Annotated in this window: 20 protein-coding genes and 1 pseudogene; 17 read left to right on the forward strand and 4 right to left on the reverse strand. The window is 37.0% G+C overall.

What is annotated here, in order from left to right; genetic code table 11:
• Positions 1-223: 223 nt before the first annotated feature.
• The 15 genes from I6U50_RS14685 (at position 224) to I6U50_RS14755 (ending at position 18,529) form a co-directional block, all read left to right on the forward strand.
• A complete protein-coding gene (locus I6U50_RS14685) occupies positions 224-1,660 on the forward strand; it encodes a sulfatase family protein (protein ID WP_198627673.1) in 1,437 nt (478 codons plus the stop codon).
• 130 nt (positions 1,661-1,790) lie between these two features.
• Positions 1,791-3,377, forward strand: a complete 1,587-nt coding sequence (locus I6U50_RS14690; protein WP_198639394.1) for a sulfatase family protein — start codon at positions 1,791-1,793, stop codon at positions 3,375-3,377.
• Between the two features lie 51 nt (positions 3,378-3,428).
• Positions 3,429-4,355, forward strand: a complete 927-nt coding sequence (locus I6U50_RS14695) for an endonuclease/exonuclease/phosphatase family protein (protein WP_198639395.1) — start codon at positions 3,429-3,431, stop codon at positions 4,353-4,355.
• A 112-nt stretch (positions 4,356-4,467) separates the two neighbouring features.
• Entirely contained in the window at positions 4,468-6,096 is a 1,629-nt protein-coding gene (locus I6U50_RS14700) for a sulfatase (protein ID WP_198639396.1), read from the forward strand.
• Between the two features lie 37 nt (positions 6,097-6,133).
• A complete protein-coding gene (locus tag I6U50_RS14705; protein WP_198639397.1) occupies positions 6,134-7,765 on the forward strand; it encodes a beta-N-acetylhexosaminidase in 1,632 nt (543 codons plus the stop codon).
• Between the two features lie 91 nt (positions 7,766-7,856).
• Positions 7,857-9,497: a glycoside hydrolase family 31 protein gene (locus I6U50_RS14710; protein ID WP_198639398.1), complete on the forward strand. Its 1,641-nt coding sequence runs from the start codon at positions 7,857-7,859 to the stop codon at positions 9,495-9,497.
• 461 nt (positions 9,498-9,958) lie between these two features.
• Positions 9,959-11,068, forward strand: coding sequence for a porin (locus tag I6U50_RS14715; RefSeq protein ID WP_232805958.1), 1,110 nt, complete (start codon positions 9,959-9,961; stop codon positions 11,066-11,068).
• Between the two features lie 414 nt (positions 11,069-11,482).
• Positions 11,483-11,992 (forward strand): c-type cytochrome, encoded by a 510-nt coding sequence (locus tag I6U50_RS14720; RefSeq protein ID WP_198639400.1) that lies wholly within the window; start codon positions 11,483-11,485, stop codon positions 11,990-11,992.
• Positions 11,993-12,055: 63 nt separating this feature from the next.
• Positions 12,056-12,637 carry a fasciclin domain-containing protein gene (locus I6U50_RS14725; protein WP_198639401.1) on the forward strand — a complete coding sequence of 194 codons (582 nt, stop codon included), beginning with the start codon at positions 12,056-12,058 and terminating at the stop codon, positions 12,635-12,637.
• Positions 12,638-12,683: 46 nt separating this feature from the next.
• Positions 12,684-14,651, forward strand: a complete 1,968-nt coding sequence (gene nosZ / locus I6U50_RS14730) for a Sec-dependent nitrous-oxide reductase (protein WP_193711182.1) — start codon at positions 12,684-12,686, stop codon at positions 14,649-14,651.
• A gap of 90 nt (positions 14,652-14,741) precedes the next feature.
• Positions 14,742-15,365, forward strand: coding sequence for a hypothetical protein (locus tag I6U50_RS14735; RefSeq protein WP_198639402.1), 624 nt, complete (start codon positions 14,742-14,744; stop codon positions 15,363-15,365).
• A gap of 4 nt (positions 15,366-15,369) precedes the next feature.
• A complete protein-coding gene (locus I6U50_RS14740; RefSeq protein ID WP_198639403.1) occupies positions 15,370-15,810 on the forward strand; it encodes a nitrous oxide reductase accessory protein NosL in 441 nt (146 codons plus the stop codon).
• Positions 15,811-15,901: 91 nt separating this feature from the next.
• Entirely contained in the window at positions 15,902-17,053 is a 1,152-nt protein-coding gene (gene nosD / locus I6U50_RS14745) for a nitrous oxide reductase family maturation protein NosD (RefSeq protein WP_317192037.1), read from the forward strand.
• On the forward strand, positions 17,047-17,754 hold the full coding sequence (locus tag I6U50_RS14750; protein ID WP_193711178.1) for an ABC transporter ATP-binding protein: 708 nt from the start codon (positions 17,047-17,049) through the stop codon (positions 17,752-17,754). Before nosD ends, I6U50_RS14750 begins: the two co-directional genes overlap by 7 nt.
• The gene (locus I6U50_RS14755; protein ID WP_198627660.1) at positions 17,747-18,529 is read left to right on the forward strand and encodes an ABC transporter permease; all 783 of its coding nucleotides are present in this window, start codon (positions 17,747-17,749) and stop codon (positions 18,527-18,529) included. Before I6U50_RS14750 ends, I6U50_RS14755 begins: the two co-directional genes overlap by 8 nt.
• A gap of 53 nt (positions 18,530-18,582) precedes the next feature.
• On the opposite strand, the gene I6U50_RS14760 is transcribed toward I6U50_RS14755, so the two are convergent.
• From I6U50_RS14760 to I6U50_RS14775, 4 genes are all read right to left on the reverse strand, one after another.
• The gene (locus tag I6U50_RS14760; protein ID WP_193711176.1) at positions 18,583-19,179 is read right to left on the reverse strand and encodes a Crp/Fnr family transcriptional regulator; all 597 of its coding nucleotides are present in this window, start codon (positions 19,177-19,179) and stop codon (positions 18,583-18,585) included.
• A gap of 84 nt (positions 19,180-19,263) precedes the next feature.
• Positions 19,264-20,472, reverse strand: coding sequence for a hypothetical protein (locus tag I6U50_RS14765; protein ID WP_198639405.1), 1,209 nt, complete (start codon positions 20,470-20,472; stop codon positions 19,264-19,266).
• A 315-nt stretch (positions 20,473-20,787) separates the two neighbouring features.
• A complete protein-coding gene (gene ric, locus I6U50_RS14770) occupies positions 20,788-21,510 on the reverse strand; it encodes an iron-sulfur cluster repair di-iron protein (RefSeq protein ID WP_198639406.1) in 723 nt (240 codons plus the stop codon).
• A 126-nt stretch (positions 21,511-21,636) separates the two neighbouring features.
• Entirely contained in the window at positions 21,637-23,073 is a 1,437-nt protein-coding gene (locus I6U50_RS14775) for an exonuclease domain-containing protein (protein WP_198639407.1), read from the reverse strand.
• Between the two features lie 478 nt (positions 23,074-23,551).
• Between I6U50_RS14775 and I6U50_RS14780 the strand changes: the two genes are divergently transcribed.
• Positions 23,552-24,535, forward strand: a complete 984-nt coding sequence (locus I6U50_RS14780) for a hypothetical protein (protein ID WP_198639408.1) — start codon at positions 23,552-23,554, stop codon at positions 24,533-24,535.
• 65 nt (positions 24,536-24,600) lie between these two features.
• Positions 24,601-25,739 (forward strand): annotated as a pseudogene (locus I6U50_RS14785) (IS3 family transposase).
• Positions 25,740-25,756 lie beyond the last annotated feature (17 nt).

The raw sequence follows: 25,756 nt of genomic DNA on the forward strand, positions 1-25,756 counted from the left end.
TATTATCTGGTCGTAGCTAATTATCTAAAATCAATAAGATGGAGTGCTTAATAAAGAAAGTAGCGTTCAATCCTTGCTTAGGTTTCTTAATTAAGGAGGTAGTTTTAACTTGTTTTAATTAAAACGTTTACATACCTATAAACAGGAGATTAATAATAAAAGATGGCATTTGGTTGTAAAATAATTACTTAACTGCCTTTTAATGTGATAAAACAATTAAAGAATGATTTTTTTCAAAATGGGAACAAAAAAAATAAAGCTGAAAAAATTTAGATGCAACTTTACCTATCTGATATTGGCCCTTATTCCTTTTGCGGTTTTAGGATGCAAAACTGATACAGCTAATGATAGCAAAGCTTCTAAACCCAATGTAGTTTTAATCTTTTTAGACGATGGGGCCTTCGATGATTTTGCACCTTTTGGAAACCCACAATATCCAACTCCCAATGTTGAAACTTTGGCAGAAGAAGGGCGTAGTTTTTATAATTTTTATGTTCCGCAAGCGGTTTGTTCGGCTTCCCGCGCTGCGTTGCTAACCGGAAGTTACCCGGGTCGTACAAAGGTTTTTGGGGCTCACGGGCCTGGTGAACCAGGTCTTGATCCGCAATTTGCAACTATGGGAGAAGTGCTACAAAAAAATGGTTATAAAACCGGGATTTTTGGTAAATGGCACCTGGGCGATAAACCGGGCCATAGGTCGCACGATAGGGGATTTGAGGAATCTTCCGGCTTAATGTATTCTAACGATATGTGGTCTGGTCATCCCGAAAATCCTGAATATTGGGGTAAATGGCCACTTCAGTATTGGAAGAATGGCGAGGTTGTAATTGATAGTGTTACCGCCCAGCACCAAACAGAGCTTACCAAATGGTATACCCAGGATGCTGTGAGTTTTATAGAAAAGAATAAAGATGAACCATTTTTCCTCTATCTCCCGCATTCTATGCCGCATGTACCTGTTTTTGCCGGTGAAAAATTTCAGGGCAAATCGGGAACCGGGGTTTATGGCGATGTGATGATGGAGTTAGATTGGTCTGTAGGGCAGGTTAACGATGCCATCAAAAAAAATGGATTAGAAGCTAATACCCTTTTTGTTTTTATCGCTTCAGATAATGGCCCCTGGCTGGCCTATGGGGATCACGCTGGAATAACGCGTTTTCGTGAAGGTAAAGGAACTATTTTTGAAGGTGGAGTTCGCAATCCCCTTATTATCAAATATCCCGAAGAAATAAAAGCTGGAACTATTACCAGAAAAACCTTTAGCTCTATCGATATTTTACCTACCATCTGTAAACTTACTAACACGCCACTTCCCGAAAATGAAATAGACGGGAAGGATGTATGGGATTTAATAGTAGATAAGCCCGGAGCCCAAAACCCTCATCAATATTATCCTTTTTCCAATGATGCAAACTTACAAGGTGTAATGAGTAGTGATGGAAGGTGGAAATTACATTTAAGGCACCCTTATCGCACTTTGTCTAAAGCCGGGGTTGGTGGCGCGCCGGGATCTTATTATCAGGAAGATTTAGATACAACTTTATACGACCTGCTTCATGATCCTTATGAGAAAGGCAATGTGATTGATAGTTATCCCGAAAAAGCAAAAGAGCTACTAAAATTAGCTACCCAACATCAAGAAAAGTTTTATACAGAGTAAAATAAGAAATAAAGTTTAGCAACTGCCCGGTTGTATCTTTTAGCTAAAAAATGGACTTAAAGCGGGTAACTACATGGTTACATCCCACGTGTTGTAAGGTGGGAAGCTAATTTCGAATTATAATAATGAAATGAAAAAAAGTATTTTAAAAATAAGCCTGGTTGTTTTTTTTAGCCTTCTTGTTTTTGGTTGTAAGTCCGATAAAAAGGAAAATGAAGTTCAGCAAAAAGCTCCAAATATTATTTATGTGCTAGCCGATGATTTAGGATATGGAGATATTCAGGCATTTAATCCCCAGTCTAAGATAAAGACTCCCCATATAGATAAGTTGGCAGCTGAGGGTATAAAGTTTACCGATGCACATACCTCTTCCTCAGTTTGTACTCCCACTCGTTATGGTATCCTAACCGGGAGGTATAACTGGAGAAGTCCTTTAAAAAGCGGGGTCCTCACGGGCGCTTCCGGGCCACTAATTCCTAACGATAGAACAACAATCGCATCCTTGCTTACAAAACAGGGCTATAATACTGCTTTTATAGGTAAATGGCATTTGGGTTGGAATTGGGCCTTAAAAACTGGAGATTCTCTGGGTGCAGGTTGGGATTTGCGGGATTTTGATAATATTGACTTCTCAAAACCAATAAAAAATTCACCAAAAGATTTGGGGTTTAACTATTACTATGCACATGCCGCTTCTCTGGATATGGCGCCTTATGTATATGTTGAAAACGATATCATTACGGCATTGCCCAATACCATTACCGAAAACAAAGACTCTTATGAGTTTTGGAGGTCGGGCCCTACTGGAGCCGATTTTGAACACGAAGATGTTACGCCCAATTTCTTTGAAAGAGCAATTAAATATGTAAAACAAAGTTCTAAAAAGAAAAGTCCTTTCTATTTGTATTTGGCACTGCCTTCGCCACATACGCCAATTCTGCCCACCGGTGAGTGGAGAGGGAAGAGTGGTTTAAATCCATACGGTGATTTTGTTATGGAGATTGATTTCTATATGGGGCAACTCTCTCAAGCAGTGAAAGAGGCCGGAATAGAAGATAATACCCTAATAGTTTTTACCAGTGACAATGGTCCGGCTCCAAGTGCAAATTTAGAAGTACTTAAGGAGAAAAAGCACCAATCCAGTTATCTGTACCGGGGGCATAAAGCAGATATTTTTGATGGAGGACATCGTGTTCCGTTTATTGTAAAATGGCCGGCTCATATAGAACAAAAGTCTACTTCAGATATCACTATAAGTTCAACAGATTTTTTAGCCACAGCAGCAGATATCCTGGAGGTTGATTTAAAGGATAATGAAGGGGAAGATAGCTTTTCAATGCTACCGCTGTTCTCTAAGGAAACCACATCTAATTATAAAAGGAAAGCTACGGTTCACCACTCGGTAAACGGAACTTTTGCGATTAGAAAAGGAAACTGGAAAATGATTTTTGCCCCTGGTTCGGGAGGCTGGAGCGATCCTGTACCTGGATCTAAAGAGGTAAAAGACCTACCCGTATTTCAATTGTATAATATAGAATCAGACCCTGGGGAGGAGCATAATTTATATGAAAAGAAACCGGAAAAAAGCAAAGAATTGAAAGCGCTCATGACTTCAATAATTGAGAATGGTAGAAGTACTCCAGGAACTAGGCAACAAAATGATGCACCATTGAATGCTCAGGAATGGGAGCAAATAAAGATTTTTGAGAAGGAATAAGAGAGCACAATCATTTCAAAATAGATTTTAACAAAAGCAAAAAACAGTTCAATGATAAAGCCTTTATTTTCTACATTGATATTTCTGATATTTTCGGTGTGTTTTAACCAATCTCAAGCTCAGGTTAATACTGATTCTTTAGAAAGGTATTGGAAACCTGATGTAAAGAAGATTCGAATTATATCTTATAATATTTTTAATGGTTTTAATTGGGGGAAAGATGTAGAACGTCAAAATCGTTTCATAGCCTGGGTTAAGAGTCAGGATCCCGAGGTATTGGCAATGCAGGAACTTAATAATTTTACTCAGGAAAGTTTAATTGCATTGGCTAAGAAATGGGGGCATTCCTATGCAGCAATTGTTAAAGAAGATGGTTATCCTGTGGGAATAACTTCAAAAAAACCAATAAATATAAAGAACAAAATCGTTGAAAATGTTGGTCACGGTCTTTTGCACGTTGAAACCCATGGCTTCGATTTTTTAGTGACACACTTAAATCCATCTAACACAAAAGAAAGGTTTCAGGAAGCCAATTTTATCGTAAACTATATCCGGGATAAAGGTTTGGAGAACTTTTTATTAATGGGCGATATGAATGCGCATTCACCTATGGATGCCGATTATATGGAGGGAAATGCAACTAAATTACTACAGAATTACGGGGGAAATAATAGTGAAAACTTAATAGAAGGAAGATTTGATTATTCAACAATTTCTATGTTTTTATCATACCCATTAGTTGATATATGTCGTGAGTATATAGCGGCAAATAAGCGTGCTACATTCCCTAGCCCAATTTTAATGAATGTTTCAAAACATAAGAGTGTGCGCTCAAAAATTGAAGAACGAATTGACTACATTTTTTTGCCATCCGGGATGCTGGATAAAGTAGTGGATGCATTTATATTTAATGAAGGGGAAACCGAATATTTATCAGACCACTACCCGGTAGGTGCTGATCTTTTAGTGAAAGAATAAGGGAGGGAAGAATCAATTCTTCGCTTTTGTGATTTTATAGGAAACCTTGTTAGGAGGTATAACTATATTATGATATTTTTACGAGTTAAAATATCAAACTAAATACAAACGCATGATTTCTCTCCTAAAATCTAACAAAACGAAAGTTTTATTAAGTGGGCTTTTGCTAAGTTTAGTTATTCTAAGCTGTAAAAATTATAATGACAAAGCTTCAGATGATTCTAACAAAGAAAATAATAAAAATCCCAACATAGTCTTTATTCTTGTAGATGATATGGGGCTTCACGATCTTAGTGTTACCGGAAGTGATTTTTATGAAACACCTAATATAGATCGTATAGCTCATGAAGGTACTATCTTTACTCAGGGGTATTCTGCCAGTAGGGTTTGTAGTCCTGCCCGTGCCAGTATTATGACCGGTAAATTTACAGCCCGTCATGGGGTTACAAATTGGATTGGTGAGGCTACAGGTAAAGATTGGCGTAGACTTGGTAGGAATAGTAAACTGCTGCCCGCAGATTATGTTCATCAATTGCCCAAAAAAGATACAAGTTTGGCAGAAGCTATGCGTGATGCCGGTTATAAAACATTTTTTGCCGGGAAGTGGCATTTAGGAGACGAAGGCTCTTATCCTGAAGATCACGGATTTGAAATTAATAAAGGAGGCTGGGATGTTGGGACACCAATAGGTGGTTATTTTTCTCCTTGGAAAAATCCTAAACTTCCAAACCGGGAAAAAGCCGAAAATCTTTCTATGCGTCTGGCCAGGGAAACTTCAGATTTTATGACAGCAAATAAAGACGAGCCTTTTTTCGCTTTTCTTTCGTTTTATGCTGTTCACGGCCCCATTCAGACTACCGAAAAAAAATGGGAAAAATACCGTGAGAAAGCAGAAAAATTAGGAATCAAAGAAAGTGGGTACGAAATGGAGCGCGTACTTCCTATTCGTACTGTTCAGGATAATCCTATCTATGCGGGGCTTGTAGAGCAAATGGACGATGCTGTAGGCCTGGTTTTAGATAAGTTACAGGAACTGGGAATAGCCGATAATACAATTGTTGTTTTTACTTCAGATAATGGTGGTGTGGCTTCTGGCGATTCCTTTTCTACTTCAAATTTGCCATTACGCGGGGGGAAAGGTTACCAATGGGAAGGAGGCATAAGAGAACCTTTCTTTATTAAAGTTCCCTGGATGAAAGATGCTCCCAAAAAGATAGAGGAGCCTGTAACAGGCACCGACTTTTACCCAACACTGCTTGATTTTGCGAATACCGATCTTTTACCAAATCAGCATAAAGATGGGAAAAGCCTAAAACCATTATTGGAAGGTAAAAAGATTGCCGATAGGAACCTTTATTGGCATTATCCGCATTACGGAAATCAGGGGGGCGAGCCTTCTTCCATTATTCGGAAAAAAGATTGGAAATTAATCCATTATTACGAAGATGATAGAGATGAGTTATATAACTTAAATATCGATCCCGGAGAACAAAATGATGTTGCATCAGAAAACCCGGAGATTACTTCAAAAATGCGGAAGGAGTTAGAAGAATTTCTAAACGAAGTTGCCGCAAAGAAACCAGAAAAAGATCCAATGCACGACCCTGAATTAGCCGAAGAGTTGTACGAAAAGAAAGTAAATAATCTGTTGCCAAATCTGGAAGCAGAACGAAAAAAAGTGCTTTCTAAAGACTTTAGCCCTAATAAAAATTGGTGGGATAGTAAAGTAACCGAAGATTAATAGCTAACGCAGAATAAAATTAGTAAAACCCTAAGATATGATTAAATCCCTCAGATTCCTGGGCTACTCCCTGTTGTTTATGTTACCATTTGTATCGATAGCACAAGATGATGCTTTTCAGGTAATTCCGCAGCCCAATAAAATGATTAAAACTGAAGGAAACTTTGCGCACAAAAATAAATTGAGCTTAAGGATAAATAAAGAAACCCTGAACCCATTATTGGAATATGCTTCAGAAGCATTACAGGATAATTTTGAAGGAAATATTACACTCGCCAAAAGTAAGTCTGCAGCCAACCTACATTTTATTTTAGATAATAAAATAGAGACCAAATCTAAAGGAGGCTACAATTTACTCATAGACAAAAAAGGGGTGAAAATTTCCGCAGCAAGCGAACAGGGCCTTTTTTATGGGCTACAAACGCTACTTCAAATGCTAAAAACCAATAAAGATCATGTTTTGAGCTATGTTGAAATTACCGACGCCCCACGTTTTGAATGGAGGGCATTTATGCTGGATGAAGCCAGGTATTTTAAAGGTATAACACAGGTGAAGAAGTTGCTAGACGAGATGGCAAGGTTAAAAATGAACGTTTTTCACTGGCATTTGGTAGATGACCAGGGCTGGCGTATTGAAATTAAAAAATATCCTTTACTTACCGAAATTGGATCTAAGAGGGCAAGTACACAGGTTGGTCCCCGAAAATGGAATAGCCCCATACAATCTGGAGAACCTCACGAAGGTTTTTATACCCAGGATGAAATTAAAGAGATTATAAAATATGCCGAAGATCGGTATATCACGGTGGTTCCTGAAATTGAAATGCCCGGGCACGCTTCTGCAGCAATCGCTGCATATCCCTGGTTGGGCTCTTCGGGAGAGGAAATAGAGGTGCCGATTAATTTTGGGGTTAGCGAAGATATTTTTAATGTAGCCGATCCAAAGGTTTACGAGTTTCTTACCGATGTACTGGATGAGGTAATGGCGCTGTTCCCTTCAAAAGTAATCCATATTGGTGGCGATGAAGCCAAGTATGAGCATTGGGAACAATCGGCGATGATTAAAAATTATATGAAGGAAAATAACCTAAATACTTTTGCCGATTTACAAGTAGCTTTTACCAATAGAATTTCCCAATATTTAGAAAGTAAAGGGCGTAAGATGATGGGCTGGAACGAGATTTTAGGGCAGAACATTCACGAATATCAGGCCAAAAAGGATAAAGCAGCAGAAGAGGAATTGTCTAAAAGTTCTGTAGTACACTTTTGGCGTGGTGATATCAAGTTAATGACAGAGGCAGCTGCTGAAGGATATGAAATTGTTAATTCATTGCATACCGAAACCTACCTCGATTATTCTTATAGCAATATTTCTTTGGAAAGAGCTTATAATTTTGACCCGATTCCTGAAAGTTTAGAAACACAGTATCACAATAATGTTATAGGTACAGGTGCCCAAATGTGGGGAGAATGGATCCCTACCAATGGTTATATGGATTATATGGTTTATCCTCGTATTGCGGCCTATGCAGAAGTAGGTTGGACCCAACCTAAGCAGAAAGATTTTAATAGGTTTATGAGCCGGCTTCCTGCGCTTTTGGAAACATGGACAGATAAAGGAATCTATTTTGCACCTATTAAAGAAGCATTACCCAATAAGGATAATTAAATGGAAGCATACTTTAGCAAATAAAATATAAGCAAAAATTCTAAAATTTAAATTAAAGACCCAGTCAAACAAATTATTAAGAGAAATAAGTATGAATCAAAAACAATCTCAAAAGCTTTATAGAACAACTATTCTATGTCTTGTTTTACTCAGCTTTTTTAGTTTTTCAGCCCAGGCTCAAAATAGTAAAGAAGTAAAAATCCTTAAAAATGAATCCTGGTGGGGTGGGGCGGTTAGCGACGGACATCGCATGCCTTTTTCTTCCGGTTATTCTTTTAATATGTATGGAATAAACAAATACAACCAGGTACAACCTTTATTGGTTTCCAGTAAGGGTCGGGTAATATGGTCTGAAGAGCCTTTTAAATTTAGTGTTTCTGAAGACATCATAGAACTGGATGCGAGAAGAGATATTAAGGTTATTAATGCTGGCAAGAACTTAAAAGAGGCTTATAAGTATGCTTCTGAAAATTTCTTCCCTTCTACCGGGGAATTACCTGACGAATTGCTTTTTAAAGCTCCGCAGTATAACACCTGGATAGAGCTCATGTATAATCAAAATCAAGAAGATATTTTAGAATACGCCCGCGCAATCATAGATAATGGGTTGCCTCCGGGAGTGCTAATGATAGACGATAACTGGCAGGAAGATTATGGGAAGTGGAATTTTCACGAAGGTAGATTTCCAAACCCTAAAGCTATGATAGATGAACTGCATGATCTTGGTTTTAAAGTAATGTTATGGGTATGTCCTTTTGTAAGTCCCGATAGTGACGTTTACAGAGATTTAGCAAAAAAAGAATTGTTTTTAACAAATCCCGGGAAAGAAAAAAACACAGAAACAAGGCTGCTTCCACCAAACGAACCTGCTATGATCTATTGGTGGAACGGTGTGAGTGCTTTATTAGACTTTTCTAACCCTGCCGCCAAAAAATGGTTTAAGGGGGAGTTAGAATACCTCCAGGAAAATTATGGCGTAGACGGTTTTAAACTTGATGCTGGCGATTTTAATTTTTATCCCGATGTACTTGTTTCCCACAAGCCAAATACCAGCCCGAATGAGCATGCTAAACTTTTTGGGGAAATAGGTCTCGATTTTCCTTTAAATGAATATCGTGCGATGTGGAAAATGGGAGGACAACCTCTGGCACAACGCCTTAGTGATAAAGGACATAGGTGGGGAGATCTTTCTACTTTAATTCCCAATATTACCGTACAGGGGTTAATGGGATATGCCTACAGTGCACCCGATATGATAGGAGGTGGTGAGTTTTCTTCATTTCTTAATGCCGAAACTATAGACCAGGAGCTTATTGTGCGTTCGGCACAGGTACATGCCTTAATGCCTATGATGCAGTTTTCAGTGGCTCCCTGGCGTATTTTAGATAAGGAACACTTACAGGCCGTACAAGAGAGTGTAGCTTTACGAAAAGAGTTTACACCTTATATTATGCAACTAGCCAAAGAATCTTCTAAAACGGGGGAGCCAATTGTTCGTACCATGGAATATAGCTTTCCAAACAAGGGGTTTGAACTGGTAAAAGATCAGTTTATGTTAGGTGATGAGGTTTTGGTAGCGCCGGTTTTAGAAAAGGAGAAAAGAGAACGAATAGTCCATTTCCCAAAGGGAAAATGGGAAGATTCTTCGGGTAAAATAATTAAAGGGCCTACAAAAAAAGTGGTCCAGGCTGATTTAGATGAACTGCCTTATTTTGAAAGACTAACTAAATAGATTTATAATTTTTAAGGAAATCTTCTTAATCAAAAGGAATAGAAATTTGCCTGTTAATTTTTAATTTTAGGCTGCGATATTTCAAAATAAATAAGAAGGGTTTAGGGTTTGAGAGAATTCTGAACCCTTTTTTTGATTAAGGAATGTCTGAAAATACAAATGCAACAGAATTTGTGAAATATGTGGATAAGAGTAATATTTCCATAAAATTTTAGTAGATTTAATAAAGATGCTTTAGTAGCATTGCCAAAGGCTATAATACCCTGAAGCTTGCTTCGAAATTAAAAAGTTGTTTCCAACGAATGCCTCGTGGACTTGTTCCGAGGTAATTTTCTGATAGTTTTTTGTTTTTAAATAAACCTATTGAGAAAAAAATGTTCAACCCTAAAGCTTAAAATTTTAAATCTCTAATCTGTATGCTAAAGTCTTTTCTGATAACTGTGCTATTATTAACTCCCTTTTTGGGGTTTTCACAGGTAAAAGATAGTTTGAAAGAACCTCTTATCTCTTTGGAAAAGAAAAGCCTTTTAGAAAATTTGAATATAACTTTTGATATGCGTACCGAGTTTCAGGCGTATACTTTTAGGGGCGGCGACCGCTATTATAATGGGATACAGTTTGAGAATGGATTCACAGCAATGGGATTTTCAGCAAAATTACACGATAGGATTGATTTTAGCTTTAGGAATCGTTTTAATAAAGGTAGTGATGTACAAAGCCTGGACCAGTTGGGAAGTAATATAGAGTTGGCTTATCTGGATATTAAGCTTAGTCCTACTGTAGATATTATATTGGGAAAAACCTATGCTTTTTACGGAGGTTATGAATATGAATTTAAAGCTCTTGAGGTGTTGGAGTATAACGATATTCAAAGCAATGCTTTAGCCTTTGTAACCGGTGCCGGTATTACCTATAAGCCTTTAGGAGGGCATAAGTTTGGTTTTCAGATGCTAAATTCCCGTACAATGCACTACGAAGATATTTATGGCGATGTTGTTGCTGAAAATATCCAGGAACCCGATTGGCCGGTAGCGGTGGTTGGAAACTGGCGCGGAAGTTTTTTTGATGGTAAATTTCAAACTATTTACAGCCTTAGCTATTCTAACCAGGTAAAAAACAGAGGAACCTACTTTTTTACTTTAGGGAATAAATATCAAAACCGAAACTTCAGCTTAATGTATGATTTTAATTACAGTTTCGAAGAAGTAGATACCAAAGGTATTGTAACCGAAATTTTTGCAGATGAATCTATTGCAGAAGACGTGCTGTATATTGAAAACTGGTTTAGGGCCGAATATCAATTTAATTCAAAATTTAAAGGCTTATTAAGTTTAATGACCAGTAGCGCCTATTCTAATGTTACAAGCGATCGTAAACACATGAGAAGAAGCTACGGGATGGTTCCTACCTTATACTATAGTCCGTTTAAGAAAATTGATATCAGGTTTTTTCTGGCTTATATTGGTAGGTATTATGATTATTCAAACTATGCTGTAAAAGAACTGGGAGCCGCAAACTATAATAGAAATGAAGTGAGGGTGGGCATTATAGCTCCCTTGTTGCTTTTGTAAGCTTAAAAAATCTATCTTTCTCCGAGAGCTTATATAAATAATGAACATAAGCTCCAAAACCTTTTATTTAATGAAATTAATGACTGTAGATATTCTTTATACTGGTCATTTTTAAATTTTCCTACTTCAATTTTCTACTTAATTTATCGGTTTACGCAAGCCAAAAAATATAATACCAAAAGCTAATTTACTTACTTCTGTCTTATTCATTTTTACTAATCTTCATCGCCTTCTTTAAGGCTAAAGTATTAAAATTTAAAACAGTCTTTTTATGCCTGTACTAATGTAAGTGATTTGTTTTGAATTGTTTAAAATGACAAAGCCCATATTTGATTTAATTTCTCTTATGATTGGAGTCATAAAAAAGGATGAATATAGCTGGTAATTTTACTTCAGAAATTCAAAACAATCATTATGAAATTTACTTTAAAAATAGGATTGGCAATTGCCTTGATATTTTCTTTCGCAGCCTGCGGAAATTCTGAAAAGGATAAAGATGAAGATATTCGTTTAGAGGGCTACAGTTCAAAAGCTAAAAAAGAAAACGTTGAAACTGGTAAGGCTTCCGGGGGCAACGACCTGTCAAATAAAGGCATTGGCCCAATTAAATCTATGGCTTTACCCGAAAGCATAGATGCAGAAATGGCTAACAGGGGAGCAGATATATTCAAAAAAATGTGCTCTGCCTGTCATAAAATGGATAAGAAGTTTGTAGGTCCTGAAATTGCCGGTGTAACCGAAAGACGCTCGCCAGAATGGATCATGAATATGATTCTTAACCCTGAAGAAATGATTAAAAAAGATCCTATCGCCAAGAAGCTGCTTATAGAATCGAATATGGCCGTTATGGCCAATCAGGGGCTTGAAGAAGATGAAGCCAGGGCTATTGTAGAGTATTTTAGACAATATGATAAGGAAAACTAGGTGTTTAAGTGAATTATAAACTCCATTGAAATAAAACTCAACACTTAATTAAACCAACCAATCATGAAAAAAAATGTCCTTTTCTTAAGCTGTATTCTACTCTTAAGTGTCACTATTCTTATTGGCTGTAAGAATAATAAAGGCGATAAAGTAGAGGCTGCTACCACAGAAGAAACTACAAGTGCCAATAAAGGCCAGGCCTTTATTGATGACGATAGTGAAACACCAAATGCCTTACGCCTGGCAATGCAATCTAAAGATCATACCACTTTAGTAGCTGCAGTTGAAGCTGCCGGTGTTGAAAATGCGCTGGTAAATGTAGGGCCGCTTACTGTTTTTGCCCCCACAAATACTGCTTTCGATAAATTGCCCGATGGGACGGTTGAAAATCTATTAACAACTGAAAATAAGTCTAAACTGGCTTATATACTTACAAACCACGTGGCACCCAGTAACTATCCCATAGATATGCTTGAAAAGAATATAAAGAAAGGCCGTTCCCTATACATGGCATCGGGGGAGAATGTAGAGCTTAGTAAAGAAGGAGAAGATATTATGGTAGGCGGAGCTAAGATAGTAAGTACTGTTAAGGTGAGCAATGGCTGGGTACACGTTGTAGAAGACCTTATTTTACCAAAAGAATAATCAATTCAATTTCCAAGTAACTAGTAATAAATTAAAACCTAATCTAATGAAAAATATAATTAAAATTACCGTCCTCGGAATCCTGGGCCTTTTTTTACAGTCTTGTGGTAATGATGGATCTTCGGGCAGTAAATCGGGAGCCATTACTTCCAACGCAGCCGAGCGCGTATATGTAGCACCGGGGGAGCACGACGAGTATTATGCATTTCTCTCAGGTGGTTATAGCGGTAACCTAACCGTATATGGTTTACCATCGGGAAGGTTGCTAAAAGAGATTCCTGTTTTTTCCCAATTCCCAACCAATGGTTATGGGTATTCTGAAGAAACAGTGCCTATGTTAAATACTTCATTCGGTTTTGTGCCTTGGGGAGATGCCCACCATCCCGATATTTCTCAAACAGAAGGGGAACTTGACGGACGTTGGATTTTTATCAATGAAAATAATACGCCAAGGATAGCGCGTATTAGTCTTGAAACTTTTGAAACCGAAGAAATTATTGAGATCCCCCACAGTGCCGGGAACCACTCTTCTTCTTTCATTACCGAAAATACCGAATATGTAGTGGCAGGTACCCGTTTTTCTGTGCCTTATCCACAAGAGGATATGGCTATAGACCAAATGAAAGGAAACTTTAAAGGCCCTCTTACCTTTATTGCTATTGATGATAACGGTAGAATGAATATCGATTTTCAGCTAAAAATGCCAGGCTTTAACTACGACCTTTCGCATCCCGGGCGCGGAGATTCCCACGGATGGTTCTTCTTTACTACTTATAATACCGAAGAAGCCCATACTATGCAGGAAGTAAACGCTTCACAAAATGATAAAGATTTTATCGCCGCCGTAAACTGGAAGAAAATTCAGGAATATGTAAAAAATGGAGGAGGGGAAGAAATAGATGCCGAATATGCGCATAATGTTTTTGATCATAGCACACAAACGGCTACCACTACTATGGAAAAGAAAGTTTTAACCGTAGACCCGAGAGAAGTGGAAGGAGCGGTTTACTTTATGCCAACCCCAAAATCTCCTCATGGTTGCGATGTAGACCCATCGGGAGAGTATATTGTAGGTAACGGAAAACTTTCAACAGATCTAACCGTTCATTCTTTTTCAAAAATGCTGAAGGCTATCGAGAATGAAGATTTTGATGGAGATGCGTATGGTATCCCGGTGCTAAATTTCGACTCTACCTTGGCAGGTACAGTTAAAGAAGGAGGTTTAGGCCCACTACATACCGAGTTTGATGGTAAGGGAAATGCCTATACTACTTTCTTTATCTCTTCTGAAGTTGTAAAATGGAAATTAGGAACCTGGGAAGTTTTAGACAGGCAGCCAAGTTACTATTCTGTTGGTCACCTTATGATTCCCGGAGGAAATTCTAGAGAGCCATACGGTAAGTATATGATCTCTATGAACAAAATTACCAAAGATCGTTACTTGCCCACCGGCCCCGAGTTAGAGCACTCTGCGCAACTGTATGATATTTCAGGAGAAAAAATGGAACTTCTTTTAGATTTTCCAACGCATGGAGAACCCCACTATGCTGCAGGTATTCCTGCCGAGAAGATCAAATCGAAATCTAAGAAAATTTATCGTTTGGATGAAAACAAGCATGAATATGCCGCTATTAGCGAATCTGAAACTAAAATGGTTCGTGAGGGGAATGAAGTTCATGTGTATATGACTACCGTGAGAAGTCACTTCTCACCAGATAACCTGGAAGGTATTAAAGTAGGAGATAAAGTATTCTTCCATGTTACCAACCTTGAGCAGGATTTTGATGTACCCCACGGCTTTGCTATGATTGGTGCAAATACTTCAGAGCTTTTAATAATGCCGGGACAAACAAAGACAATTACCTGGGAACCTAAAAAAGAAGGCGTATGGCCATTCTATTGCACAGATTTCTGTTCGGCCTTACACCAGGAAATGCAGGGATATGTAAGAGTTTCGGGTAAAAATTCAAATGTGCCATTAAAATGGACTTTGGATGACGAAGAGATTAATTAGTTTATTTAGTTGAAAACTGGTTGTTTTTAGATTGAGAAAGGCGGGTGGATGGAATGTTTGCCCGCTTTCTTTTAAAAATCCCAATTACAAATGAAAAAATCAGGAACTTTAATGATAATTGGTTCAGCTTTACTGCTAGGCCTGTTTATCTTCCCACTTTGGAATATTCAGTTGGAAGCTCCACAATATCCTGACCCTCTGGGGATGAATATTTATATAAGTGGAATTGAGGGCGAAGAAGAATTTGATATTCAAAATATAGATGGGATTAACCATTATATTGGAATGAAAAAGATTCCTACCCCGGCAGAAATGTGGGAATTCAATACTTTTCCACTTGTAATTGGAGGAATGGCCGCACTTGGTGCCTTGCTGGGAATTCTAGGGTTCTTTAAAGTTATAGGGCCAAAATGGTTTTTAGGATGGCTTATCTTGATGACGGTTTTGGGAGTTTTAGGGATGATAGATTTTAATAATTGGTTAACCGATTATGGAACAGACCTGGATCCCAGGGCAATTATGAAGCTAACCGATTCTGAAGGCAATCCTTTGAGCTACAAACCACCCCTCTTTGGATCTCAGAAAATTTTAAATTTCACTGCACATTCCTACCCTAGGGCCGGTGCCTATTTAATGTTTATAGGAATGTTGTTGACTTTAGTTGCATGGCTTCTTGGGAGGAAGTCAAAAAAAATGGAACTAAATAAAAATTAAAGCTATGAAAAAGATAATCTACCTTTTTATGCTTGGGATATTAATGGCTTGCAGCAATGAACCCCAACCCATAAATTACGGAAATGACAATTGTGATTTTTGTGAAATGACAATTGTGAGCAAGGCTTTTGCTGCCCAGGCTGTAAGCCAAAAAGGAAAGCAGTATAAATATGATGCGATAGAATGTATGGTGAACCACCAGCTTCAGCAAGACTATAATATGGCGGTTTATCTTGTGGCCAATTTTGAACAGCCCGGAGTGATGATAGATGTAAAAGCTGCCGGTTTTGTGATAAACGATAGTATTAAATCTCCCATGGGCGGCAATTTGGCTGCTTTTAAAAAAGAGAGTGATGTAGTTAACAAAGGAGGCGAAGGGATTTTAAGTTGGGAAGAATTACAAAGTAATTTTCTAAATAATGAACCGGTAATAACCAGTTACTAATATTATGTGCAGGTTTTTTCTTTTTATAATTTTTGTTTTTGCTTCAGTGGTTTCACGGGCGCAGGAGATAGAAGTCTGTAAAACCTGTGAGGTGAAGACTATTCAGGCAGCCGTAGATATGGCAAGGGATGGAGATATCCTCAAAATAAAAAGCGGAACTTATAAAGAGCATGATATAAGTATTATCGATAAATCCATTAGCATTATTGGAGAAGGCTTTCCGGTAATAGACGCCCAAATGAAAGGTACTGCCTTAAGCATAAGAGCCGAAAACTTTTCTGTTGAAGGATTAAAGATTATTAATGTTGGAAGAAGCCATACCAGTGATTTTGCGGGTATTTTGGTCTCCAACTCCAAAAATTTTGAGCTAAAGAACAATCGGCTTGATAAGGTGTTTTTCGGGATTCTCTTAGAAAGAGCTTCCGAAGGGATTATTTTGGGAAACAAAATTACCAGTAATGCCAAAAGTCAATCAACTTCCGGAAACGGCGTGCATATCTGGAAATCAGAGAAAATAACCGTAAAAAACAATCAGGTAATTGGGCTTAGGGACGGTATTTATTTAGAGTTTGTAAATAACTCAGAGGTTATTGATAATTTATGTAAAGATAACTTGCGCTATGGTTTGCATTTTATGTTTTCAGACCACGATTTGTATAAGGGCAATGTTTTTGAAAATAATGGAGCCGGAGTGGCGGTTATGTATTCTAAATTTATTGATATGCACAATAATAAATTTAGAAAGAACTGGGGCAGTGCTTCGTATGGACTCCTTTTAAAGGAAATAAACGATTCAGAATTAAGAAATAATATTTTTGAAGATAACACCATCGCTATTAGTGCCGATAATACCAACCGTATAAATTATATTGAAAACAATTTTAGGAACAATGGATATGCAGTAAGAATACGGGGAGCGGTATATGATAACAATTTTCAGCGAAATAATTTTTTATATAATTCTTTTGATATTGCCTATACCGGAAAACTTAATAACAATAAGTTTAGTAATAATTATTGGAGTGGATATTCTGGTTATGACCTGGATAAAAATGGAATTGGGGATGTGCCTTTTAGGCCTGTGAGCCTCTTTTCTTACCTGGTGAACAAAACCCCTGAGGCTATCGTGCTGCTAAGAAGTACATTTATAGATTTACTGGATTTTTCAGAGAAAGTGTCTCCTATTTTTACCCCGGCCAACCTCATTGATGATCAACCCTTAATGAAAAGAATTCAATGGTAAACATAACAAACCTCCATAAAAAATTTGGTTCCCTGGTGGTGCTAAACGGACTTGAACTTAAAACTCCCGAAAGCGGAATTATAGCTGTATTGGGGCCAAATGGTTCGGGGAAAACTACACTTATAAAAAGTATCCTGGGGATGGTAGTACCCCAAAAGGGAGAAATTGAAGTAAATGGGCAAAGGGTGAAAAAACACTGGAATTACCGGGAAAACATAGATTATTTACCACAAATAGCCAATTTTCCGGGAAATTTAAAAGTGCAGGAGCTTATTGATATGATTAAAGATTTACGCGGAAAGGAAGCTCGTGACCGGGAGCTAATAGAACTTTTTAAGTTGGAACCATTCCTGCAAAAGAAACTTAACAATCTATCTGGAGGAAGCAAGCAAAAAGTAAACCTTGTTTTATGCTTTATGTTTAATAGCCCTCTAATTATTCTCGATGAGCCCACCTCGGGGCTGGATCCCGTTTCACTTATTCGTTTGCGAAAGCTTATTCAGCAGGAAAAAGAAAATGGCAAGACCATTCTTATTACTTCGCATATTATGAATTTTGTAGAAGAAATATCAGATAGAATTGTATTTCTACTGGAAGGTAAAATTTATTTTAACGGAACGGTAGAAGAGCTTAAAACATCTACAGGAGAGAAAGATTTTGAACACGCTATTGCCAACATCTTAACCGGGAACCATGCTTAAAATATTAAAATATAGTTTTTACGACCTTTCGCGTAGCCTCTGGAGTTACGTATACTTTTTCTTTTACCTTCTTTTAGGAGTGGTTTTGTTGTTTTTAAATAACGACCTTTCCAATGCTGTAATTACCCTAATGAATGTAATTATTGTTTTGGTACCGCTTATTGGGACCATTTTTGGAGTGATGTATTTTTATAATTCCCGGGAGTTTACAGAGCTGCTTCTGGCACAGCCGGTAAGAAGAAGTTCTATTTTTCTCGGGCAATATCTTGGGGTAGCCATCTCATTGTCGGCCAGCCTTATTCTGGGCCTGGGTTTGCCATTTATTATTTACGGCTTATTCCAGTCGGGGGCAATTTGGGATTTTGTTTCCCTATTGGTTTCGGGGGTATTCCTAAGTTTTATTTTTACTGCCCTGGCGTTTAATATCGCCTTATCTTACGAGAACAAGATAAAAGGCTTTGGCCTGGCCATCTTACTTTGGCTTTTCCTGGCCGTGGTTTACGACGGACTCTTTTTGCTTTCCCTGGTATATTTTCAGGATTATCCCTTAGATAAGTTCTCTTTGGTGGCCAGTATGCTTAACCCTATAGATCTTTCGAGGATACTTATTTTGTTGAAACTTGATATTTCTGCCTTGCTTGGGTATACGGGAGCGGTATTTAAACAATTTTTTGGAACCGGTTTAGGAGCATTTACCTCAATTGGAGTATTAATTTTATGGGTTTTACTTCCGGTTTGGAGAATTAAATATATTTCAGCAAAAAAAGATTTTTAAATAATCAAAACCCTGGGGCAAGCCAGGAATAATTAAATGCCCTCATTGAGGGCTTAACGATATACTTTTCCGCTTTTAATTTTTATTTCGCCTTTCTTTTCCAGTCCTTTCATGGCCCTTATCACCGTTTCTACCCTTAGCCCCGTTAGATCGGCTATTTGCTGGCGGGTTAGGTTTACTTTAAATTTAAAAGGCCCTTCAATATGGTGTACATATTTTTTAAGGTAATCCAGTATTCTTATAATTCTATGTTCGGGATCCTGGCTCGAGATTTCAGAAACCATAATTGCCTTATAGAATAATCTTTTTGCCAGGGTTCGGGTTAGCTTTAAATGGGTTTCAGGATGTTTTGTGAGTAATTCTAAAAAGTTACGTTTAGGTAATTTTAAGACTTCTGAAGTTTTAATAGCTTCGGCATTTGCAGGGTATTTTACATCTGCCAGTAAAGGCGGCTCCCCAAAACTTTCGCCATCTACAAACAGCCCCTGAATAAATTCTTTTCCATCGGCATTGTAGTTATTCATCTTAATTTCACCTTTTATAATCTGAAAAAAATTAAGCGCAATTTCTCCCTCTCCAAAGAGCTGGTCTCCTTTATGGTAAGTCTCTTTTGAAGCACCAAAATCCAACAAAATACTTTCTTTAATCATCTTAAACTTTTAAAGTGAAACAAACCTGCTAAAAATTACTGTAATTAAAAATGAGAAAGGTCATATCTTCTGATAATGAGTGGTTTATTTGGATTTTAAGTTGAGACCTAAAATCCATCCGGTAGCCACAGGAATCAGCGCACTTATCAAAACCAATATTAGAAAGTAATCGCTAAAAAAAGGCAGGCCCAGCCAAAGTACCAATCCTTTGTAAAAAATAAGCATTTCAGAAATTAAAAAGCCACTCAAATACAAATAGAAAGCTTTTTTGGGAAGCTTAATTAATTTCAACCAGTTTAAAAATCCGAATAAGGCGATAGAAACAAAACCAAGAAAAACCCAGTGCAAATAGCCAATAACAAAGTCCAGGTTCTTAAAAGCTAAATCGGCAAAAAAGGGAATGGCCGTAAGGCTTTGCATCACTATTTTTCCAATCAATAATACACTGGCAAGTTGTAAAATTCTATAGATAAAAGGACTAAGGCCTTGCTTTAATTTCATTTTATTCCGCAGTATAAGTGCAAAAAGCTTGTAGAAGGCAAGTACCAGGAAAAGGCTACCAAGACCACCTGCTAAATAAAAAATTAGAGGCGGATTTGTCCAATAGGTAGAAAGAAAGAAGCTTAAGATAACTCCCGAATTTAGTAAGTAGAAAAATCGCTTAAACTCGCTGGGATTAAATGTAAATTTTAATTGATAAAATAGGTAAAAGGCAATTCCCAGAATGCCTAGTAAAAACCAGGCATTGTATTGAAAATGTAGGTAGAAATAAACAGAAAGTTTATACCAAATAGAGGTTTTTCCAAGGCTACTCATAATGGCGCCCAAAACCCAGGGGCCAATACTGGAGAAAACCATATACCATAAGGCGGCTTTTATTAGCTTATAATAGTGAGTATTGCGATGTTTTTTAGGTGTGTTTTTTAGAGTATAAGCGGTAAAAAAATAAGAGCAAAATAAAAACAGCGTAGAGAAAATAATAGAAACTACCGCATAACCTTGAAAAGGAAAGCTAAACAGCATTCCCAGCAAACTAATATTAGTGGCCAGGAAAATATACCGGTATTTTTTTGAAAGCTTTGCGTCATGAAAAAACAATCGATAAATAATTGCGGTTAGTGCAAGATATACCCAGCCTAATAAAGCTATATGGGAATGAGTATGTATAATATATTTATAATTGGCCGCAATGGGGGTTATATAAAAAAGGCGGAGCAATATCCCCAGGGCGGCTGCCATAAAGAAATAGGCAAGAGCAATATAAGTATGGTTCTTTATATTTAAGCGAAACATTTTTGAATATAATAAATTACCTCGTGGTAGGCGAACAATGCATTAAATGAAAAGATTTTTTTATTGGCACCGCCAAAGGGTGTAATGCCCCGAGTCTTGCCTCTAAACTAAAAATTTGTTTCCAACAAATGCCTCGTGGGCTTGTTGCGAGGTAGTTTACTGCCAAACAACTCTGGGAGCCCAAATTATCGGGTAAAAGCAAATACCCCAAGAAATTTCTAACTCGGGGTAGCTTCAACACAATTATAAACAAATCTCTAAAATAAAACTAAATTTCTCTTAGGCTTCTGGGAAAAGCCGAAAATTGAAATCATACTAATTGTTTAAACTGCGCTCAAGTTCAATTGCTTTAGGAAATAGAATGTTGTTTTCTAAATGAACGTGTTGATGTAGGTCGTTTTCAAACTCTTCCAGTTTGGAGTAAAATGCCCTATAAGTATTACAAGCCCAGTCGGGGCAGGTGTAATTATCACTTAAATGGGAAATTTCTTTAAAAATTGCCCCGGCCTCATCATGTTCTGCTTCCATCATTTCAATGGGGTTGTCAATCTTTCCAAAGTTTGGTTCTGGTGCCGGCGTACCTTCCTTTTCTGCTTTTACCAGTTTCTTTATAAACGGAAACAGTATTAATTCTTCTTTCTTTAAATGTGCACTTAATTCCTGGGCAACCTCGGTAAATAATTGCTGAATCTTTAAGAGTTCTTTTCTTTCGCCCCCATGTACTTTCGCCAGTTTTGCAGCATATTGAATTAACAATGGAATATTTTCTTCAACATATTGATGATGTACATTTATAATATGATCGATTAAAAAATCCAGTTTCCAGTTCCTATAATCATAAGCTGCGCTAATATTTGCGTCTGTTTGCTGTAGCTCTTTTTCCAATAACTCCAGATTTACTTGCGCTTTTGTGGCGGCCTCGGCTAAGCTGATATTGCCCCCACAACAAAAATCTATGCCGTGTTTTTTAAATAAATGGGCGTTTTTAATATTTTCGGTAACATAGTCTGCTACGGTTTTAGCGGTTCCGGTATTCATAATAATAGCATTAAGTTGAACAATATTTCAATACAAATATCCGTCTTGTTCACCTGCTAATTTATGAGTCAGGTCATAAGGCTAAAATTTGTAGTTTCAGGAATGTTTTTTCAACTTTCAAAAAAATTAGGAAGCCATAGCCTCAAAACAAACCTCGGTTTCCAATTCCTCTACTTCTTCCTCCCGGTCCAGGTTTAAGCGGTTTAGTTGCTTTTTAGTATTTAAATACCTGTTTATAATCCTATCGGAATAACTGGAATTCTCCTGCGGAATTAAGTAATCTTCAAATTGCTCGGGCCTAAAATCTTCCGAATTCTCTACATACCCATAGCCGGCATAGCGGCCTTTTTTAAGGTAGATAAATGATTTTTCTTCTTTAGACCTTCCTTTTTCCACCAGCAGGCAGGAATTTTCGTATTCCTGAATATATTCTATCGCCCTGGCAACTCTTTGGTTATACCCGGTGGCATCTATTTCTCCTTTGCACATCCCGCTGCAGCTTTTAATTTTATAATGACTGCAATGCTCAACCCCGGTTTGCAGGCCGCAATAGCGCGGACATAGTTCAAATTCAGTGCAAATAAATTCCAGGAAATTTATGGCTTCTTCCCGGGTGTAAAACTTCATCCAACTTACCGGCGAAACTTTGTTTTTATGTATTACAAACTGTTCAATTCCCTTTTGGTTGTGATAGGAGGTAAGGGTATAAGGCCTATTAACTTTCTTTTGTGCCTTATTGAATTTTGGAAAATACTTTAAAATTAAGGTCGATTCCCTTAATAAGGCAAGCAATTCGCTACCCGTAAGCTCATAATCTATACTATAGGTGGCTTGCATGAGTTTGTATTTTTGGTTAGATTTTTCCTGAAAATGCGATTTTATCCTGCTCTTAATATTTTTTGCCTTGCCAATATAAATAGGAATACCGTCTTTGTCTTTAAAGAAATATACCCCGGTTGAGGTTGGTAGTTTTTCAAAATCTGAATTTTTAAAATTAGGGGGCAGGTAGGAAGCGGCGGTACGTTGATTTAGCAGGCTATTAAGAACTTCATATTCGGGATCTAGCGCTAAACAACGTTGAAATAACGTTACCGTAGCTTCACAATCGCCTTTTGCCCGGTGCCTGTCGTAATGCGAAATATTAATAGAGGTACAAATATTTCCCAGGCTATATGAAAAAAGCCCCGGAATCAACTTTTTGGTAAGTCTTACCGTACACAGGCGTTTACGCTGAAACGTTTTATCTAGATTCTCAAACTCGGCTTTAATAATGTTATAATCAAAATTCACATTATGGGCCACAAATACACAATCTTTGGTAATTTCTTCAATTTCGTGGGCTATCTCAGTAAATTTTGGAGCATCGCTAAGCATGGCATCGTTAATATTGGTAAGTGTCTCAATATATAACGGGATCTCGGTTCCAGGGTTTACCAGGGAATGATACTCGTCTATCACTTCCCCATTTTGTACTACCAACACACAAATTTCGGTGATTTTATTGCCTTTTATTCCACCGCCGGTAGTTTCAATATCGGTTATCGCAAATTTGACATCTTTCATACCGCCAAATTAACAACAATTAGGAATTATTACAAGGAAAAAATACTAAATATTGGATTTATTCCTATGTAGCCTACGTCAAGCTGTCCCGAAGCTTCTGGATGTTTCAGTTTTTTAAGTGGTCATCCTGAATTTATTTCAGGATCTAAGTTCTTCTATAAACTTTTTTGCAGTCGAAAAAAAATATCAGTAATTCCTACAAAAATTTAATCTTCTTCTTATATTGTTGAAAATTTAACAGCGGTAGTTGTTTTTTGATAGTAGCTACCAGAACAGCCATCCCTACAGGCTGTTTGTTTATCAAAAACTCATATTTCTGAATTTTTTGGGGTAAAATTATTTATTCCGGAAGCTTTTAAAACGCAAATTTTTGGGAGGTATCCTATAATGATTACCTGGTAAGAATTGCTTTTAGGGAAATGGGGGATTGGTTTTATAACGAGTTGGCGGTAATTAAAATCTGAACCAAATCAAACTTATGTCTATATCATACAAGTTTACAAATACAGAGATAAACAATAAGAAAGCACACGATTATGAAACTAAATCTTTACTTTATTTAATAGGAAGACGTAAGGATAGTAAAGAAATAGAATACGTCACTTTTGATTGCTTTAATGATGTTAGTGGAGTAAATAAAAACTCTGATAAAATTTGGGATATTCAATCCAAAAATGAAAAGAGTCTTAATCCAAAAAAAATAGGAAAATATTTATTTACACTTTTTGACAACTTCATTTCTTCATTAGAATTTAAAGAGTTCATTTTTTTCTCTCCACCTCTAAATACAAATTATAAAAAGGACGAAAAGTTAAATATTTACAGTGTATCCAATATTGAGAGTAAAACTCTAGAGCGAATCAGAAATGGCTTAAAGGAAGAAGTAAAACGAGTTAAAGGTTCAAAGGATATTTATTCAGTTGAGCAAACTGAATTTTTAAAGAAAGTTATTTTTGTAGAAGATATAGGGCTTGAGAATGAATATGTTAAGACGATAACGAAATTTAAAAACGTTGACCTTAAAACTGATGCATTTTATAAAAGTGTCTTCCAAGATTTAAGAGATATACAGTCTGCTAAGAAAAACACCTATATTGAAAACTCAGAAATTGTAGAAATTAGAGAGGTTCTAAACTTTCACAGACATCTTTACGCAAAAGACATCGAATTACTAATTATAAGTAGAATAATTGGATGTGAAATCTTCAACTATCAATCTATACCAATTTATTTTAGTCCACTACTAGATGGTTATGATTTAGAAGATAGACGAGATATAATACAAGATTGCAATTCTAATTTGTCAAGAGCTTTTTATAACAAAAATTGCAATCGACTCTTTTGGAATTTATGTGAAGAAATAATAAAATGTTTAGAAAAACATGAATCTAGAGATATTGAAGAACTCTTTGAATCAATATTTCCAGACTACAAAATGAAAATATCCTATTTAACACTGTAGCCTTCCCTAAAAATAAGACAGTTTAAAATTCGAAATTGTTAATTTTAAAAACGATAAACTGTCCGATGAAAAAAAGTAGATTTACAGAAAGTCAGATCATCAAGATCTTGAAAGAAAACGAACAAGGCCGAGCTGTTGGTGATATCGCTCGAGAACTGGGTATTGATAAAAGCACTATCTATTATTGGCGTAAGAAATATGGTGGAATGGAAACTAGTGAGCTAAAACGGCTTAAGGAGTTGGAAGAAGAAAATCGCAAGCTCAAGCAGATGTATGCCGATGCCAGTCTAGATAACCAAATGCTGAAAGATATACTGTCAAAAAAGTTCTAAGGCCTTCCGACAAGAAGCATAGAGCGGTTTATTTGATCAAGGAGTACCAGGTCTCCATAAAACGAGCCTGTAATGTAGTAGGTTTAACCCGTTCGATGTGGTATTATCAGACTAAGCGAGACGATTATGAGGTAATCGATAAACTTTCTGAATTGGCCACTGAGTTGCCCACCAGAGGTTTTGATGAATACTATAAACGAATACGTCGCGAAGGCCATAAGTGGAACCGGAAACGGGTATTACGAGTATACCGGCAGATGAAGCTTAAGCTAAGGCGCAAACATAAAAAGCGCATTACAGGTAGGGTAAAACATCCTTTAGAGACCCCTGAACAATTGAATCAGGTTTGGAGTATGGATTTTATGTCAGATGTCCTTTCTGATGGCAGAAAGGTACGTGTCTTAAATATAATTGATGATTGCAACCGAGAAGTACTGGCTGTAGATCCAGGGTTGAACTATCCTGCTAGAAAGCTAGTGGAGACTTTAGAACAATTAGAAGAAGAAATTGGATTACCACAAACTATCCGTTGTGATAATGGCCCTGAGTTTATCTCTAAAACATTCAGTCAATGGTGCAATAGAAAACGTGTGGAAATACGGTATACCCAGCCAGGTAAGCCAATGCAAAACGGGTATATAGAACGTTTAAATAGATTTTATAGAGAAGATATATTAGATGCTTACTGGTTTAATGATTTACATCAATTGCGTTCTTTAAGCAATAAATGGATGGAAGATTACAATAATAACCATCCGCATCAATCCCTGGGCAATAAATCACCAAGGGAATACAAACCTCGATTCGGGGAAGAATTCTTCCCCGAATCGAATGATATTAATGAAAATTTATTGAATTTAGCCCTGTCTTAAATTGGGGAAGGCTACAA

Source organism: Salegentibacter maritimus (genome assembly GCF_016236975.1).
GTDB classification, from domain to species: Bacteria; Bacteroidota; Bacteroidia; order Flavobacteriales; family Flavobacteriaceae; genus Salegentibacter; species Salegentibacter maritimus.

What these genes read in the sequence shown, in the direction of transcription:
- I6U50_RS14685 (WP_198627673.1), top strand. Translation starts at nt 224, where the DNA reads ATGATTTTTTTCAAAATGGGAACAAAAAAAATAAAGCTGAAAAAATTT.
- I6U50_RS14690 (WP_198639394.1), top strand. Translation starts at nt 1,791, where the DNA reads ATGAAAAAAAGTATTTTAAAAATAAGCCTGGTTGTTTTTTTTAGCCTT.
- I6U50_RS14695 (WP_198639395.1), top strand. Translation starts at nt 3,429, where the DNA reads ATGATAAAGCCTTTATTTTCTACATTGATATTTCTGATATTTTCGGTG.
- I6U50_RS14700 (WP_198639396.1), top strand. Translation starts at nt 4,468, where the DNA reads ATGATTTCTCTCCTAAAATCTAACAAAACGAAAGTTTTATTAAGTGGG.
- I6U50_RS14705 (WP_198639397.1), top strand. Translation starts at nt 6,134, where the DNA reads ATGATTAAATCCCTCAGATTCCTGGGCTACTCCCTGTTGTTTATGTTA.
- I6U50_RS14710 (WP_198639398.1), top strand. Translation starts at nt 7,857, where the DNA reads ATGAATCAAAAACAATCTCAAAAGCTTTATAGAACAACTATTCTATGT.
- I6U50_RS14720 (WP_198639400.1), top strand. Translation starts at nt 11,483, where the DNA reads ATGAAATTTACTTTAAAAATAGGATTGGCAATTGCCTTGATATTTTCT.
- I6U50_RS14725 (WP_198639401.1), top strand. Translation starts at nt 12,056, where the DNA reads ATGAAAAAAAATGTCCTTTTCTTAAGCTGTATTCTACTCTTAAGTGTC.
- nosZ (WP_193711182.1), top strand. Translation starts at nt 12,684, where the DNA reads ATGAAAAATATAATTAAAATTACCGTCCTCGGAATCCTGGGCCTTTTT.
- I6U50_RS14735 (WP_198639402.1), top strand. Translation starts at nt 14,742, where the DNA reads ATGAAAAAATCAGGAACTTTAATGATAATTGGTTCAGCTTTACTGCTA.
- I6U50_RS14740 (WP_198639403.1), top strand. Translation starts at nt 15,370, where the DNA reads ATGAAAAAGATAATCTACCTTTTTATGCTTGGGATATTAATGGCTTGC.
- I6U50_RS14750 (WP_193711178.1), top strand. Translation starts at nt 17,047, where the DNA reads ATGGTAAACATAACAAACCTCCATAAAAAATTTGGTTCCCTGGTGGTG.
- I6U50_RS14755 (WP_198627660.1), top strand. Translation starts at nt 17,747, where the DNA reads ATGCTTAAAATATTAAAATATAGTTTTTACGACCTTTCGCGTAGCCTC.
- I6U50_RS14760 (WP_193711176.1), bottom strand. Translation starts at nt 19,179, where the DNA reads ATGATTAAAGAAAGTATTTTGTTGGATTTTGGTGCTTCAAAAGAGACT.
- I6U50_RS14765 (WP_198639405.1), bottom strand. Translation starts at nt 20,472, where the DNA reads ATGTTTCGCTTAAATATAAAGAACCATACTTATATTGCTCTTGCCTAT.
- ric (WP_198639406.1), bottom strand. Translation starts at nt 21,510, where the DNA reads ATGAATACCGGAACCGCTAAAACCGTAGCAGACTATGTTACCGAAAAT.
- I6U50_RS14775 (WP_198639407.1), bottom strand. Translation starts at nt 23,073, where the DNA reads ATGAAAGATGTCAAATTTGCGATAACCGATATTGAAACTACCGGCGGT.
- I6U50_RS14780 (WP_198639408.1), top strand. Translation starts at nt 23,552, where the DNA reads ATGTCTATATCATACAAGTTTACAAATACAGAGATAAACAATAAGAAA.